Raw genomic sequence first — 15,047 nt, 5'->3', positions numbered from 1 at the left:
GTGCTCACCACCGAGTTCTACCGGGCACCCGCCGACTGCGGGTTCGTCCGCAGCGGCGACGGCGTGCCCCGCACGCCGATGAGCGCCCTCCGCGAGGAGATCCACGACGTCCTGGTGTCCGCCCCGGTCGCCGCCGCCCGGCGGACGAGGGACCCCCGCCCCGTTCACCGGGCCCTGGGCGAGGCCGGCCTGCTCGCCCCGCAGTGGCCCGAGGAGTACGGCGGCCGCGGGGTCAGCCAGGTCGCGGCCGCCGTACTCGTCGAGGAGCTGGCGATGCACGACGTGCCCGACCTGCTGCACACCCTGACGGTACAGATCGTCGGTTCCACTCTGCTCAATGTGGCGAGTCCCGCGATGAAGGCGAAACACCTGCCGGGCTTCGCGGCCGGCACGGCCTTCGGCTGCGTGCTCTTCAGCGAACCGCAGGCCGGGTCCGACCTCAACATCCTGTCCACCCGCGCCGTTTCCGACGGGAACGGCGGATACAAGCTCTACGGCACCAAGGTCCACTCGCTGTTCGCGGGCCTCGCCGACTACGGCCTGTGCCTGGCGCGCGGCGAGAACGACGCCTTCAGCCTGTTCCTGGTCCCGCTGGCCCGGAAAGGTGTGACGATCAAGGCCATCCCGGGCATCGGTGACGACGCCTTCCACGAGGTGACCCTGGACGGCGTGGCCGTCACCACCGACGACGTAGTGGGGTCCATCGGCCAGGGATGGGCGATCGTCGTCAGGACCCTCGCCTTCGAGCGCACCGGACTCGACTACTACGTCAAGGCGCTGCGCTGGTACCGGGCCGCCGTCGAACGGCTCGAGGGCCACACCGACCGGCTGGAGGCCGGCCAGCACGACCACATCGGTCTGGCCAAGCTCAATGCCCGGCTGCTCGCCGCCGGCACGCTCGTACGGCGCGTGCTGACCAGGCTGGACCGAGGTGAGCTCAACGAGGACGAGGCGGCCGCGGCCAAGTGGTACACCACCGAACTGGCCGCCGAGGTGGCCTGGTGGGCCGCCGAGCTCGACGGCGACCACAGCATGACCCTCGACGACCCGGGGACCGACGGGGTGGCACATCCACTGGACTCGGCGATGCGCGAGGCCCCCGGGATGCGGATATCCGGCGGCACCGCCGAAATGATGCTGGAGACGCTGGCCCGGCTGCGTCTCGACTCAGGGGCGGAGGTACGGCCGTGACACAGGGAACACAGCGGGGAGCCGGCAGCGGGGCGCCCGTCGAGCGGTGGCGCGAGCGCGAGGCGGAGGACTCCCTCTTCCACCGGCTGCGGCTCACCGTGCGCCAGGGGCTGGAGAGGGACGCCAGTACCCCCGCGCACGCCTGGGAGGCCCTGACCCAGGTGGGCGCGTGGGAGTTCGCGCTGCCCATCGGCATGGACGGCCTCGACCTCGGGCAGGCCGTGGCCGCCATGGTGTGCGAGGAGGGCGGCAACGCGATGCAGCCCGTCCCGCTGGCCGACACCCTGCTCGCCCTCGACCTGCTCTCCGGGCTCGGTCCGTTCGCCCCCGAGGGGCTCGACGGTCTCCTCGACCGGGTACGGGAGGGCACCCACCCGATCGCGGTGCCGGGCCGGCTGCCCGACCCGCGGGGCAGCGTACCGCCCGGCATCGCGTGGAAACCCGACGGTGACGGCGGCGGCATCGTGCTCGACGGCTCCGGCGGGCCGTTCGCGGCCGGGGTGGCGCCGGGCGCGCTGCTGGTCCCTGCCTCCGGGCCGGACGGGCCCTGCGTCGCGCTCGTGGAGCTGCCGACCGGCGGGGTCGAAGTGCGCCCGCTGCGCACCCATGGCGGTGGAGCCGTCGCCGGAGCGGTCTTCGAGCACGCGCCCGTACCCGTCGGGTCCGTGCTGCTGCGGGGCCTCGCGGCGGAACAGGCACTGGCCCGGGTGGGGCTGCGGGCGGCCGTGCACCAGGCATCGCTGCTCGCCGGCATCACCGCCGCCGCGCTGACGGCTGTGGTGTCCCGGATCAGGAGCCGCCGACAGTTCGGGCAGGCGCTGGTGAAGCACCAGGGGCCGAGGCTGCGGGTGGCCGGTCTCCTGGCGCGGCTCGACGCCGTCCGCTGGGCCGTCGGGGACGCCGCCAAGGACCTCGACGAGAACCGGCTGTCGTGTGGAGAGGCCGCCGGGCTCATCGCCCTGACCGCGGAGACCGCGCTGGACGTGACCCGGGACGCGGTCCATCTGCATGGCGCGTCAGGACTGGTGCGCGACGGGCTCGTGGCCGGATGTTACCGGCGGGCGGCCTGGGAGGCGCTGCGCTGCGGCCGGCCGACGCACCTGTGGGACCTCGCCGCGCACGGTTCCTGAGCCGACACGGTGCCGGGGCTCCCGACCTGCGGAAGCCCCGGCACCGGAGCAGCTCTGTGCCGTGTCAGCCCAGGTCGCGACGCATCACCCACCGGTACCGCTTGTCGCTCTTCGCCTCGGTCCTGCGCACCCGCCGGAAGCCGGACCGCTCGAACATCTCCATCGTGCCGACGTATGCCAGCGTCGGGTTGACCCGGCCGCCCTCTGGGTCCACGGGATAGCCCTCGACGGCAGGGGCGCCGTTGGCCCGGGCGTGCGCCACCGCGCCGTCGAGCAGACCGGACGCGACGCCCCGGCCGCGGAACTCCTTGCGTACGACGAAGCAGGTCACCGACCACACCGGGGAGTCGTCGACCGTCGGGATCGTCTTCGACGAGGTGAGGCGGTCCAACTGCCGGCGGGGCGCCACGTTGCACCAGCCGGCCACCTGTCCGTCGAGGTAGCCGAGCACGCCGGGCGGCGGGTCGGCCGCCTCGACGAGAGAGCGCAGATGGGCGCCCCGCTCTTCGGCGGACATCCGCCCGTAGTCGCCTGTGGTCAGCCGCCAGGCCATGCACCAGCAGGTGTGTGCGCTCTTCCGGGGCTGCAGGACCGCCCGCAGATCGTTCCATCGCTCGGCGGTCGCCGGCAGGATTTCCAAATTCATCAGGCTACTTCGCTCTCTTTCCAGTGCTGTACGGGCTCCACCTGCGCGGGACTGCCCGTTCCTCGGCCGCTGTCGGGGACCACGGTCGCCAGGACCTCGAGGGCATGACGGCATGCCCGTCGTCCGACGTCCAGGTGGGTGACCAGCCGGACCAGGTCCGGTCCGGGCGCGGTCACCCTTACGCCCTCCCGCGCCGCCCGTCTCACGACGTCCTCGGCGCCGGGCGTGTCGACGAGGACGACGTTGGTCTCGCAGGGCCGCACCGAGCAGCCCGCCTGCCGCAAGCCCGCCGCGAGCAGCGACGCGTGCTCGTGGTCCTCGGCGATGCGCTCCAGGTGGTGGTCCAGGGCGTGCAGGCCGGCGGCCGCCAGGATGCCCGCCTGCCGCATGCCGCCTCCCAGGCCGTGCCGCAACGACCGTGCGCGCGTCAGGTGGTCGGCGCCCATGAGCAGCACGGAGCCGACCGGTGCGCCCAGGCCCTTCGACAGGCACACAGCGAGCGTGTCCGCGACCGGTGCTCCGTAGGCGGACAGGGGCGTACCGGTCGCGGCGTGCGCGTTCCAGATGCGCGCTCCGTCGATGTGCACAGCCGCCCCCGACCGCGCAGTCAGCCGTCGCAGCGCGCGCAGGGTTTCCAGGGGGTAGACCGAGCCGCCCGCCCGGGTGTGGGTCTGTTCGAGGGCCACCGCGCGGGTGCCGACGGTGTAGGCGTTGCCGGGGCGCAGGATCCGCTCCAGCCCCCCGGGGGACAGCAGCCCCCGCTCGCCGGACACGGTGCGTGTCTGGATGCCGCCGTACCAGGCGGGTGAGCCCTCCTCGTGGGCGAGGATGTGCGCTTCGGCGTCGCAGACGATCTCCTGGCCCGGCGCGGCGAGCAGGCGCAGCGCGATCTGGTTGGCCATCACGCCCGAGGGGACGAACAGCCCGGCCGGGAAGCCGAAGAGCTCCGCCATCCGTTCCTCCAACGCGCGGACGGTGGGGTCCTCGCCGAACAGGTCGTCGCCGACCTCGGCGGTCGCCATCGCCCTGCGCATGCCGGGAGTGGGCTGTGTGACGGTGTCGCTGCGCAGATCAACGGGGAGCGTGATCATGGGGTGGGGTCAGCCCCTCCGTCTCGGGGTTGCGGGGTGATGCCGCGGATCGCGGCCCAGTCGAGCAGCGGGCGCACCAGTTCCCAGGTCTCGCGGACGAAGGCGGCGGCCCGGGCCGACCCGATGGCGGGGCCCGGGCCGAGGCGCCGGCCGGCGTCGATCCTGCGGTGACGCAGCAGTTCGAGCCGAGGGTGGTCGGCCGGTACGCCACGCGGCCGGGAGACGAGCCGGTCTCCGCCGATGGAGAAGCCCACTCCGGTCAGCCGGCCGGTGAGGGCGGCCAGTTCCGCGCCGCCGTTCTCCTCTTGGACGGCGGCCCGGTAGCGCGCGACCTCGGCTGCACCGCGCGGGTAGTAACGCCCGGAGGCGTACAGCCCGTCCCGGTCCAGGTGGACCCAGAAACCGAGGGCGGGCAGCACGTCGAGCCAGGCACCCTGGTACGTCTTGTACGGCGACTTGTCGTGCGACGTCCGGGTGTCACGGACGGGGCCCAGCAGCCGCACACCGCCGGGGTACTGCGGGAAGAGGCCGGTCAGTTCGGCGGCGAGTTCCTCCATGGGCGCCCGCACGTCGCTCTCGTACACCGCGCGGTGGCGCAGCCGCCACGCCTGCGTGGTGTTGTCGGCGGCCAGGTCCTCGTACAGGCGCAGCGCCGAGGGCGGGAATCCGTTGAACGTCACGACAGGTACCCCGGCAGGGGGTGGCGGGTGCAGAGCTCGGTGACGCGGGTACGTGCCGTCGCGCGTACCGCCGCCGGGAGCACGCCCGAGCCGGCCCGCAGAGCGTCGAGCACGTCCGCCACCAAATCCGCGCATGCGACGGCGGCGGGGCGGTCCATCCCACGGGCCGCGAGGGTGTTGCTGCCCAGCCGCAGACCGCTCGTGGTGCGCACGGGAGTGGTATCCCCGGGGACGCGGTTGCGGTTGACGATGACGCCGCAGGACTCCAGTGCCTCCTCGGCGACATCCCCGGTCAGTCCGGTGCCGCGCAGGTCGATGAGCACCATGTGGGTGTCGGTGCCGCCGGTGACCAGGCGCATGCCGCGCTTCGCGAGCCGTTCGGCGATGGCTTGGGCGCCGTCGGCCAGCCGCTTGGCGAGTTTCGCGAAATCGGGACTCGCCACGTAGTGCAGGGCGCGGGCTTTGGCGGCGACCGACGCCAGGTCGGGGGTGCCCTGAGTGAAGGGGAACACGGCCCGGCGCATGGTTCCGGCGAGAGTACCGCGCTCGGGCCCCGCCGCGCGGGCGTCGCGGCCGAGCAGGATGAGCCCGCCGCGCGGCCCGTACAGCTGTTTGTAGGTACTGGTGGTGGTGATGTGGGCGTGGTCGATGGGGCTGGGGTGGAGCCCGGCGGCCACCAACCCCGCGATGTGCGAGATGTCGGCGAGGAGGTAGGCACCGGCCTCGTCCGCGATCTTCCGGAACCGGGCGAAGTCGATGCTGCGGGGGTAGGCGCTCGCACCGCAGACGATGAGCTTGGGCCGGTGGGTGAGGGCCAGTTCGCGGATGCGGTCGTAGTCGAGCAGGCCTTCCGGGGTGAGCCGGTAGCCCTTGGCATCGTAGTAGCGGCCGCTTACCGAGGCGGGCGAGCCGTGGGTGAGGTGGCCGCCGCAGTCGAGGTCCAGACCGAGCAGTGTGTCGCCTGGGCTGAGGAGGGCGGTGAGAACCGCGAGGTTGGCGGACGATCCCGAGTGCGGCTGGACGACGGCGTCCTGGGCCCCGAAGGCGGCGCAGGCGCGCTCGATCGCCAGCCGCTCAATCTCGTCGGCCACCCCGCAACCCGCGTGGTAGCGGCCTCCGGGGTAGCCCTCCGCGGTGAGGTTCCCGAGGGTGCTGCCGCCGCAAGCCAGCACCGACGGATCGGCGACGCTGGAGGCGGCGACCATCATGAGGGTGTCGTTCTGCCGTGCCGCCTCGCGGTTCAGCAGTTCGTACAGCGTCGCGTCGGTCTGCCGGAGCCGGGCGGCGGCACGGCCGGCGAAGGTGATGGGGTCGGGTCCGTCCGGTCCGGGCGCGCCGGCCGGCAGACCGCGGCCCCCGGCCGGCGCGCCGATAGGCGCGGTCAAGGTGAACGTCATGGCTGTTCCCTCCGGGAGTGGATGGTTCGGCGGTGGGCCGGTGCTGCCGTACCGCGGGTGCGGACCGGTGCCGTCAGCACGGTGGGTTGCCGTCGCCGGCCGTCCCGTCCGCCGCCTCGTGCTCGTCCGGGGACAGTTCGCCGAGCGCTTCCGCGACTGCCACCGCTCCCGCTCCGTGCTCCTCGTCGGCGGCGATCTTCGCCGCGAGTTCTGCTACGACCGGGGTGCGGAACACGGTCTTCACAGGCACCGGCACCCCCAGCAGTTCCTGGAGGAGGCCGGCCAGCCGGGTGCCGCTGAGCGAGTCACCGCCCAGTTTGAAGAAGTTGTCGGCGGGCACCACGCGGTCGATGCCGAGGATGTCGCCCACGGCCGCGCAGAGCACCAGCTCCAGCGCGTTGCCCGGCCCGGCGTCGGCGTCCGCCGCTGTCAAATCGTCGGCGGACTGCCGGGCGCCGGCGGTGGACGCCAGCAGCAGGCGGTCGACCTTGCCGTTGCGGGTGAGCGGCAACTCGTCGAGCACGGTGACCGCGGACGGGACCATGTACGTCGGCAGTTGCTCGGAGAGCCGTGCCAGGATCCGTTCGCCCGAGCCGCCGGGTGCGACGACGTACGCGTGCAGCCGCCGGACGCCGTGGGCGCTGGCCGGGGCGACCACTACGGCGGAGGCGACCTGCTCGTCCTGGCGCAGGGCGGCCTCGATCTCGCCCAGTTCGATGCGTTGGCCTTGGATCTTGACCTGGAAGTCGTCCCGCCCCAGGATCTCGATGCTGCCGTCGGGTAGGTAGCGGCCCAGGTCCCCGGTCAGGTAGGCCCGTTCACCGGTCTCCGGCAGGTGGATGAAACGGCTGCGGGTACGCTCGTCGTCCCCCCAGTATCCGAGCGCCAGGCCCACGTCACTGGCGACCGCCATCTCGCCGACGACGCCGAGCGGGCGCTCGTGGGCTGTGCCATCGACGATGTAGTAGCGCTGGTTGGTGAGGGGCGTGCCATACGGGATACTCGTCCAGGCCGGGTCCACCTCGCCGATCGGCTGGAACAGCGACCAGCAGATGGTCTCCGTCGGGCCGCCCGATCCGACGACCTGGACCCGGGGGCTCCGGGCGCGCAGCCGGTCCGGCAGCGTCAGCGGGATCCAGTCGCCGGAGAGCACCGACAGCCGCAGCGACTCCAGCGGCCGGCCGCCGTCCCTTCGTTCGCGTACCTCCGCCTCACCGACGAGCAGTTCCATCAGCACCGGTACGGAGTTCCACAGCGTGACGCCCTCCGCGGCGACCAGGTCGGCCCAGACGTCCGGTTCGGCGTGGGTGAAGGGCGGCGGGAGCACCACCGTGCCGCCCTGGGTCAGTACTCCGAACACGTCGTAGATCGAGGCGTCGAAGTGGAGTCCGGAGATGGCCAGCAGCCGGTCCGAGGCGTCGACCGCGAACCGCTTCGCGACGTCCTGGATCAGGTTGACCACCCCGATGTGGTCCACCATGACGCCCTTGGGCTCGCCCGTCGAGCCGGAGGTGAAGATGGTGTACGCCATGTCGGCGGGAGTCTGCGCGGTGGTAGGCCGGGTGGCATCGCCCACCTCGAAGTCCTGGTCGACGCGGTAGCAGAGCGCGTTCGGCGGCCGGCTGATCCGCGGCTCCAGCGCGGACTGGGTGAGGATCTTGTCCACGCCCGCCCGGGCGAGCAGCCGGAGCAGCCGCTCCGGCGGCGCCGCAGCGTCCAGCGGCAGGTAGGCCGCGCCGGAGGCCAGGATGCCGTACACGGCCGCGTACTGCTCCCAGCCCTTCTCCATCACGACCGCGATCAGCTCGCCGGGCCGCGCACCGTCCTGCCGCAGCCGGTTGCCGATGCGCCATGCGTAGGTGGCGAGTTCGGCGTACGTGAGCCGGCGGGTGGCGTCGACGACGGCTTCGGCGCCGGGCGTACGGGCGACCTGCCCGGCGAACAGCTCGTGCAGCGTGGTGTACGGGATCTGGCCCCCGGTGTCGTTGATCCGGCGGCGCAGCGCGCGCTCGGCGGGCGGGATGAGGTCGAAGCGCGCGGTGCGCAGGCCGTCCGGGTCGTCGAGGAGGCGCCGGAGCAGAGCGGTGTAGGCGCCGAACGCGGCCTCGGTGAAGCCGGGGGCGAAGGCACCGTCGGCATAGTCCCAGATGACGCGCAGCTCGCCGCCGAGCTCACGCAGCTGGACGTCCAGGGAGACTTGCGGGGTCTGCGAGATCGAGTAGACCTCCCGGCCCAGGTCGACGACCGGCCGGCGGGCGGGGTAGTCGAGCAGGCTGGTGACGACGACCGGCATCCCGGCCCGGGCGCCGGCGCCGTGCAGCCGGGTCAGTTCCCGCAACACCCGGACGCCGTTGAAGGCCCCGTGCGCCATGTCCCGGTTCAGCTGGTCGCGTAGCGCGTGCGTCCGGTCGAGGAAGGTGGCGCCGGAGCCGTCCGCCGTGAGCAGGACGGCGTTGGTGAAGTCGCCCAGGACGCCGTCGATGTCCTCGTGCACCCGGGGGCGCTGGAAGACGGGGTAGTTGAGGGTGAAGTCGGCTTCCTCCGCCCAGCAGCGCACCACCTCGGCAAACGCGGCGGTCAGCAGGACCGACGGGGTCACGTCCGCCTCCCGCGCCAGTCGCTGGAACCGCTGCCAGTCGGCGGGCGGGAGCCGGTACTCGTGCCGCTCGAAGCGGACCTCGCCGTCGCGGCCGCCACCGGCGGGCAAGGAGGGGGCCGGCGGCAGCTCGGGCACGCGCTCCAGCCAGTAGTCGCGCGCCGCGCCGAAGGCTTCGGTGTGCGGCAGGGTGTCGGCGCGCCACAGGGCGTATTCGGCGAAGGTGATGCCGGGCGAGGGCAGGTCCGCGGACGGGTTCTCGTACAGGTCGATCAGGTCGGGGAAGAGGACCTGGAAGGCGCTGGAGGCGTCGAGCACCTGGAGGTCGATGCCCAGATGGATCCGGCTGGGGTTCCCCTCCCCCGGCAGCCGCACAATCCTCAGGTCGAACAGCGGCCAGCTGCCCACCGGGAAAACCTGGTGGCTCATCTCCGTACGCAGTTCGGCGAGCCGGTTCCCGGCATCCGCCGGCTCGGCATCCCGGAGGTCCAGGACCGGTATCCGATAGACCGGTGGCTCTTCGAGGACATATTGCGTGCCGTCGGACCGGCCGACCGCGCGCAGCATGTCGTGGCGGGCGACGACGCGGTGCCAGGCCGTCGCGAAACGCTCCGGGTCCAGGTCGTCGCGCTCCCATTCGAAGTAGCCGTAGCAGCCGATGCTGCCGAGCTCGACTCCCTCACCCCGGCCGATCATCAGTGCCTGCTGGGTCTCGGTCATGGGAAAAGAAGCGGCGCGGGCGGCGCTGCCGGTGGGGCCGTGCAAGAGCTCGGTCATGATCCAACTCCACTCGCAGTAACGTCGGTTCACCGGGACGGGTGCTGTTGGGGCATCGCGCCGCGGGGCAGGGCGAGGCTAGGGCGGGCCGGTTAGCCGCCGGTTATGCCCCGCGGGGTCCGTCCCGCCGGTTCGCCTCTCGCCAGCCCGTCGGGCAGGGAGAGGGCGAACAGCCGTACCAGCGGGTGGAAGAGGTAGCAGGGCCGGCCGAACTCGTCGGCGCCGCTGACATCCAGCAGGGCCGCATCCGCCATGGCCTCCAGCAGCAGTTCGGCGTTCCCTTCGGGCCGACCGAGTAGTGCCGCGGCGTCCGCTGCGGGGAACGGCCGGAGGCCCAGCCCGGCGAGGGCCGGGAAGACCTGGCGGGCTTCCGGCCTCAGGGCTCGCCACGACGGCAAGAGCGCGCCGTGCACGTCCAGGTCGCCCGAGTGCAGTTCGCGCAGACGGGTGGCCGGGTCGGCGAGCCGCTGGGCCAGCCGATCCGGCGCGTAGTGCGGGCGTGCGGCGATGCGGGTGCCCACGATCCGCAGGGCCAGCGGAAGGCCGGCGCAGTGCTCCACGATCACGGCGGCGGCGCCGGGGGCGGCAGCCATCCGGTCAGGGCCTGCGGCGGCGGCCAGCAGTTCGAGCGCCGGCCCGTCCTCCAGCGGGTCCAGGGCCACGGTGTGCGCCCCGGCGACGGTGGGCAGCGCGGTGCGTCCGGTGATGAGCACCGCCGGCTCAGGGGTGTTGGGGAGCAGCGGGCCGAGCTGTGTGGCGCCCGCGGCGTTGTCCAGCAGGATGAGCAGGCTCCTGCCGCCGGTGTGCTCCCGGTAGAGGCGGACCAGTTCGTCGGTGTCGCCGGCGGTGTCCGCGTCGGGGGACAGCCCGAGGGCCCGCAACAGGCGCAGGAGCACCTTGCCGGCCGGCCACTCGGTTCCGTCCGGGGCGCGCAGATCGGCGTACAGCTGCCCGTCGGGGAAGTATCGCTTGCAGCGGTGGGCCGCGTGAACGGCCAGCGCGGTCTTGCCGACCCCGGCCATGCCGGTCACCAGGACCCGGCGGGGCCGGTCGGCGGTGGCGGCGTCCGGGGCGAGCGCCCGTTGTAGCAGACCGAGCTCGCGCTTCCGGCCGGTGAAGTCGGCCGTGTCGGGGGGCAGCGTCGCCGGGACGCTGTTCGCCGCCCCTCGACCGTCGTCCGCGGAGCGGTCGTCGTGAGTACCGGACGCGGCCGGGGCGGCCCGCTCTTCCGGGCGCGACGCCGTGTGAGCCGGGGCCCCTGCGCGCGACAGGCGTACGAGTGAACCGTCCAGCAGCGACCGGTAGGTCGCCTGCAGTTCCTCACCCGGATCGACACCCAGCTCCTCGGCCAGCGCGACCCGCCCGTGGTGGTACAGATGGATCGCGTCGGCCTGGCGCCCGCTGCGGCACAGCGCGGTCATCAGCTGACAGCGGATGCGCTCGCGCAGCGGGAACTCAGCCACCAGTCCGGTGAGTTCGGCCGTGATGTGCTCGTGCCGGCCGAGTGCCAGGTCAGCCGCGATCCGGTGCTCCAGGGTGGCGGCGCGGGCCTCCATCAGACAGGGTGCCTCGGTTTCCGCCAGGTACTCGGTCGTGTTCGCCAGCGGCGGCCCGTTCCAGCGCGCCAAGGCGTCCCGGAGGAGATCACCGGCCTTTTCGTGGTCCTGCGCCGACAGCGCTTCCCGCCCGGTGCGCGCCAGTTCCTCGTATTCGATCAGATCGACGCTGGAATCGCCTATCGCCATGGCATATCCGGGCGGCCTACGGTCAATGAGTATGTCATCGCCAAGAATTTTCCGCAGCCGGGACACATAGGTGTAAAGCTGGGCACTGACGGTCACCGGCGGCGTCCAGCCCCAGAGCAGGCGGCTCAGCCGGTCGTCGGAGACCACCTCACCCCGGGCCAGCAGGAGAGCGGCGAGCACAGTGTGCAGCTTGGCGCCGGAGATCGGCACCCTCCTTCCACGGTCGCGCACCTCTACGGGACCGAGCACTCGAAATTCCATGACACCCCCGTTCGCGATTCATGGGAAGAATCTGCGACAACGCTAGAGGGAGACGTTATCTCCTCGATATCGTGCCGATTTCACGAGCGTCCCGGCGCGTGAAATCGGTGGAAGAAGGGATCGAAAGGAGCCGTCCCTACTGTCCGTTCGTACCGCAGCAAGCGGCAATACGGTCCACCGATGAGGGGAATCGCTATGGGCAGTACTCGGAGGGCGAAGCGGGCGACGATGGCCGGTCTGGCCGTACTGGCAGGGCTCATGACGGGCGCCGGCGCCGGGCTGGGCGTCACCGCGCACTCCGCCACGGTCACGAACGCGGACGACATGCCCTGGGGGATCGTCAGGCCGGTCGAGACGCCGGGTTCGTCCGACGACGACATGCCGTGGGGATGATCCCGCGTCTCCCGTTCCAGGCCGCCCGTAGCCGCGAAGCCCGCAGCGGAGGCGTCCGTCAGTCTGAACCGCCCGCCAGCAACAGGCGCAAAGCCCTGGGCGTGAAAGATCGTTTCGTCCGCGCTCCGGCGGCTCCGCCGCCCGTCCCGGACGCTCCGCCCACCGCGGTGATCAGCCGCATCACGCCGGCCCGCCAGGGCTGAGCCCCCACCTCCCCGAGTGCGGCATGGGCCCGCTCGAACCTCTCCACGGCTTCCGCGTGGTCGCCGCCGATCGCATCGACGCATCCGAGGTCCGTCTCGACCCGCGCGTACAGGAAGCGGTCGGCCAGCTCCTCAGTGATCTCCAAGGCCTGCTTCAGCGTGCGCCCGGCCGCCGGGAGCAGGCCCTGGCTCCACTGTGTTTCGCCCAGCCCGCGCAGGCCATGGGCCTCACCGACCCGGTCCCCTTCCTTGCGGGCCAGCTGCAGCACCTCGAGAAAGGACCCGGCGGCCTCATCGAACTCGCCTGCGCGCAGCCGTGCTTCGGCGAGCCGGTAGAGGCTCTGCGTCTCGGCGCGCACCGACCCCGCGCGGCGGCTCAGCTCCACCGCCTCCACCGCCAGCGGCAGCGCCCGCTCCACCTGCCCGCGGTCGAGTTCGATCTGAGCGAGGAACCCCAGCAGGTGGGCTTGATTGCCGGTGTCCCCGGCCGCGGAGAACCCGTCCAACGCTGCCCGGCAGTGGCCCAGCGCCCGGTCCCAGTCGCCCGGGAACCGGGCGCACATGGCAAGGTTCCGTTGGGCGAGCGCCGCCCCGTGGACATCGTCCGTCTCCCGCAGCAGCCGCAGGGCGGCCATGTTCCATCCCTCGGCCAGTTCGTAGCGCCGCTGGTAGATGGCGAGCGAGCCGAGCAGCCGCAGCATCGTGGCCTCGCCGGACCGGTCGCCGGTACGGCGGGCCGAAGACAGGGACGCCTCGGCGCACCGCTGCCAGTCCTCCAGGTAGTTGCGGGTCTCGAAGTGGGGCACCGCGCTCTCGGTCAGGGCGCAGGCGTATCGGCCCCGGCCCGTCTCGGCCGCGTGCACCACCACGTCGGTGACGGCGGCACGCTCGGAGTCGAACCAGTCCAGCGGGGACGCCAGCAGCTCGTCCGCCGCGCCCTGCAGGAAGCCGGGCGTCGGCTGCGGAGGCCGGCCGACCGGGAACTCCCGCCCGTTCAGGCGCCGGTGGGCTTCCTCGGCCAGCCAGAGCCAGGCCCCGAAAGCCCGCTCCAGCGCGGCGTCACATCCCTCCTCCGCCTCATCCGTCTCCGCGCGTTCCCGGGCGAACAATTGGAGCAGGTCTTGGAAGCGGTAGCGCGCCGCCCGGCCCGGTACCGGGTCGACCGCCTCCAGCAGCTGAGCGTCCACGAGCTGGTCGAGCAATTCCTCCGCGTGCCACAGGTCCGTGTCCACGACGGCCGCGGCGACCCAGGCCGCGAAGTCGGCGGTGCGCAGCAGCCCGAGCCTGCGGTACATGCAGGCGGCTTCCGGGGTCAGGTCGCGGTACGTCAGGCGGAAGCCCGCCCGCACCCCACCCTCCTCCCGGCTCAGTTCGTCCAGCCTCCGCCGCTGGTCGCGCAGGCGCTCCACCAGAGCCCGCACGGTCAGACCGGGTTTGCCGGCAAGCCGAGCCCCGGCGATCCGCAGTGCGAGCGGCAGGCAGTCGCACAGGGCGCTCAGCTGTTCCAGGGCCACCGGGTCACTGCCGAAGCGATCGGCACCGGCGATCTTCGTGAGCAGAGTGGTGGCTTCGGACGGCGGCAGCACCCGCAGCCGGATGCGCATGGCCGTGTAGTCGCCGGTGACGTCGTCGAGAGCCTCCCGACCGGTGGCCAGGACGACACTGCGGCCGCCGCCCGGCAATATGGGTTTCAGCTGAGTGAACGACCGCACATTGTCGAGGAGGATCAGCATTCTTCGGGTACTCAGCAGGCTACGGAAGAGCGCCGCCCGTTCGTCGGGCTCCTCCGGAATTTGCGGGGCGGGTATCCCGAGAGCGCGCAGGAAACGGTCGAGCACGGCGGACGGGGAGACCGGCGGGTTTTCCTCGTCGTAGCCGCGCAGGTCGGCGAAAAGTTGGCCGTCGGGGAAGCGCTCGGCGGCCTGGCTCGCCCAGTGGACAGCGAGCGCGGTCTTGCCCACGCCGCCCACGCCGACGATCGTTGCCACGGCCGGGGCGTGCGGGTGGTACGGCTCCTTCAGCAGCCGGTCGAGGGAGGTCAGCTCCTGCTGCCGGCCGGTGAAGCGCCGGATGTCCGCGGGGAGCTGGGCGGGAACGGTCTGGACGGTGACCGACGCCGAGGCCGTCGTGGCCGGCGGCCGGGTCAGCTCCGGTGAGTCGTGCAGGATCAAGTCGTGCAACTGCTGAAGAGGCGGGCCGGGTTCGATACCCAGCTCCTCGTTCAGCAGCCGACGTCCCTGCCGGAAGACCTCCAAGGCCTCGGCGCGCTGCCCGGAGCGGTACAGCGCGAGCATCAGGTGTTCACGCGACTGCTCCCGCAGCGGGTGCCGAGCCACCAGTTCGCCGAGCTCGCCGGTGAGCACACGGTGCCGCCCCAACTCCAGCATGAGGCCGGCGCGCTCCTCGATGAGATCAAGACGGAGTTGTTCGAGCCGGGTGGCCTCGGCTTCTATGCGTTCCCCGGCGAGTTCGTCGAGAGCCGCACCCCGCCATTTGCTGAGCGCCTCCTCCAGGAGGACGCAGGCGTCCTCGGCCCGCCCGAGCCGGGCGGCGTCCCGGCCGCGTTCGGCCTGGTGCAGGAACTCCACGACGTCGATGCGATGTTCGCCGCTGGCGAGGACGTAGCCGGGCGGGGAGGTAAGCAGCAGTTCGCTTTCCCCTACCTCCTTGAAGGTCTTGCGCAGGGTCGCCACGCAGATGGCAATCTGGTTGCGGGCGGTCGCCGGGGGTGCAACGGGCCACACCGCGTCGACGAGCGTATCGACGGACACGATCCGGTCGGCCGAGAGCAGCAGCATCGCGAGAACGGTGGACTGCCGCTTTCCCTTGATGCGGAGCGGGACCCCGTCGGCCTGGACGAACAGGGGCCCCAGCATTCTGAAAACCAACTGATTCAACGGTCCCCCCGGACTGCGACCTGAGTCAGGTCGGTAACGG

The 15,047-nt window shown here is 72.2% G+C and carries 10 protein-coding genes; 3 read left to right on the top strand and 7 right to left on the bottom strand.

Features of this window, described 5'->3' with window-relative positions; translation table 11 throughout:
* Both ACSNOK_RS00635 and ACSNOK_RS00630 read left to right on the top strand, forming a co-directional pair.
* A complete protein-coding gene (locus tag ACSNOK_RS00635) occupies positions 1 to 1,191 on the top strand; it encodes an acyl-CoA dehydrogenase family protein (protein ID WP_436778531.1) in 1,191 nt (396 codons plus the stop codon).
* On the top strand, positions 1,188 to 2,321 hold the full coding sequence (locus ACSNOK_RS00630) for an acyl-CoA dehydrogenase family protein (protein WP_436778530.1): 1,134 nt from the start codon (positions 1,188 to 1,190) through the stop codon (positions 2,319 to 2,321). The genes ACSNOK_RS00635 and ACSNOK_RS00630 overlap by 4 nt, the downstream gene beginning before the upstream one ends.
* A gap of 64 nt (positions 2,322 to 2,385) precedes the next feature.
* Here the strand turns inward: ACSNOK_RS00630 and ACSNOK_RS00625 are convergent, their stop codons facing one another.
* The 6 genes from ACSNOK_RS00625 to ACSNOK_RS00600 all read right to left on the bottom strand — a co-directional run bounded on the left by ACSNOK_RS00625 (position 2,386) and on the right by ACSNOK_RS00600 (position 11,463).
* Positions 2,386 to 2,961, bottom strand: a complete 576-nt coding sequence (locus ACSNOK_RS00625; RefSeq protein WP_436778529.1) for an N-acetyltransferase family protein — start codon at positions 2,959 to 2,961, stop codon at positions 2,386 to 2,388.
* A gap of 5 nt (positions 2,962 to 2,966) precedes the next feature.
* Positions 2,967 to 4,058: a threonine aldolase family protein gene (locus ACSNOK_RS00620; protein ID WP_436778528.1), complete on the bottom strand. Its 1,092-nt coding sequence runs from the start codon at positions 4,056 to 4,058 to the stop codon at positions 2,967 to 2,969.
* Entirely contained in the window at positions 4,055 to 4,738 is a 684-nt protein-coding gene (locus tag ACSNOK_RS00615) for a DUF2461 domain-containing protein (RefSeq protein WP_436778527.1), read from the bottom strand. Before ACSNOK_RS00615 ends, ACSNOK_RS00620 begins: the two co-directional genes overlap by 4 nt.
* Positions 4,735 to 6,135 carry a serine hydroxymethyltransferase gene (glyA, locus tag ACSNOK_RS00610; protein WP_436778526.1) on the bottom strand — a complete coding sequence of 467 codons (1,401 nt, stop codon included), beginning with the start codon at positions 6,133 to 6,135 and terminating at the stop codon, positions 4,735 to 4,737. Before glyA ends, ACSNOK_RS00615 begins: the two co-directional genes overlap by 4 nt.
* A 73-nt stretch (positions 6,136 to 6,208) precedes the next feature.
* Positions 6,209 to 9,508 carry a non-ribosomal peptide synthetase gene (locus ACSNOK_RS00605; protein ID WP_436778525.1) on the bottom strand — a complete coding sequence of 1,100 codons (3,300 nt, stop codon included), beginning with the start codon at positions 9,506 to 9,508 and terminating at the stop codon, positions 6,209 to 6,211.
* Positions 9,509 to 9,600: 92 nt separating this feature from the next.
* Positions 9,601 to 11,463 carry a BTAD domain-containing putative transcriptional regulator gene (locus tag ACSNOK_RS00600; protein WP_436778524.1) on the bottom strand — a complete coding sequence of 621 codons (1,863 nt, stop codon included), beginning with the start codon at positions 11,461 to 11,463 and terminating at the stop codon, positions 9,601 to 9,603.
* A 231-nt stretch (positions 11,464 to 11,694) separates the two neighbouring features.
* Between ACSNOK_RS00600 and ACSNOK_RS00595 the strand changes: the two genes are divergently transcribed.
* The gene (locus ACSNOK_RS00595; RefSeq protein ID WP_436778523.1) at positions 11,695 to 11,907 is read left to right on the top strand and encodes a hypothetical protein; all 213 of its coding nucleotides are present in this window, start codon (positions 11,695 to 11,697) and stop codon (positions 11,905 to 11,907) included.
* A 58-nt stretch (positions 11,908 to 11,965) separates the two neighbouring features.
* Here ACSNOK_RS00595 and ACSNOK_RS00590 read toward each other — a convergent pair whose 3' ends face one another.
* Complete coding sequence (locus ACSNOK_RS00590) at positions 11,966 to 14,986, bottom strand: BTAD domain-containing putative transcriptional regulator (RefSeq protein ID WP_436778522.1); 3,021 nt, start codon at positions 14,984 to 14,986, stop codon at positions 11,966 to 11,968.
* Positions 14,987 to 15,047: the final 61 nt, after the last annotated feature.

The sequence above is a fragment of the Streptomyces sp. URMC 126 genome, from assembly GCF_051386555.1.
GTDB lineage: Bacteria > Actinomycetota > Actinomycetes > Streptomycetales > Streptomycetaceae > Streptomyces.
The sequence above is the reverse complement of the archived record's forward strand: the minus strand, read 5'-3'. Positions and strand labels throughout refer to the sequence as shown.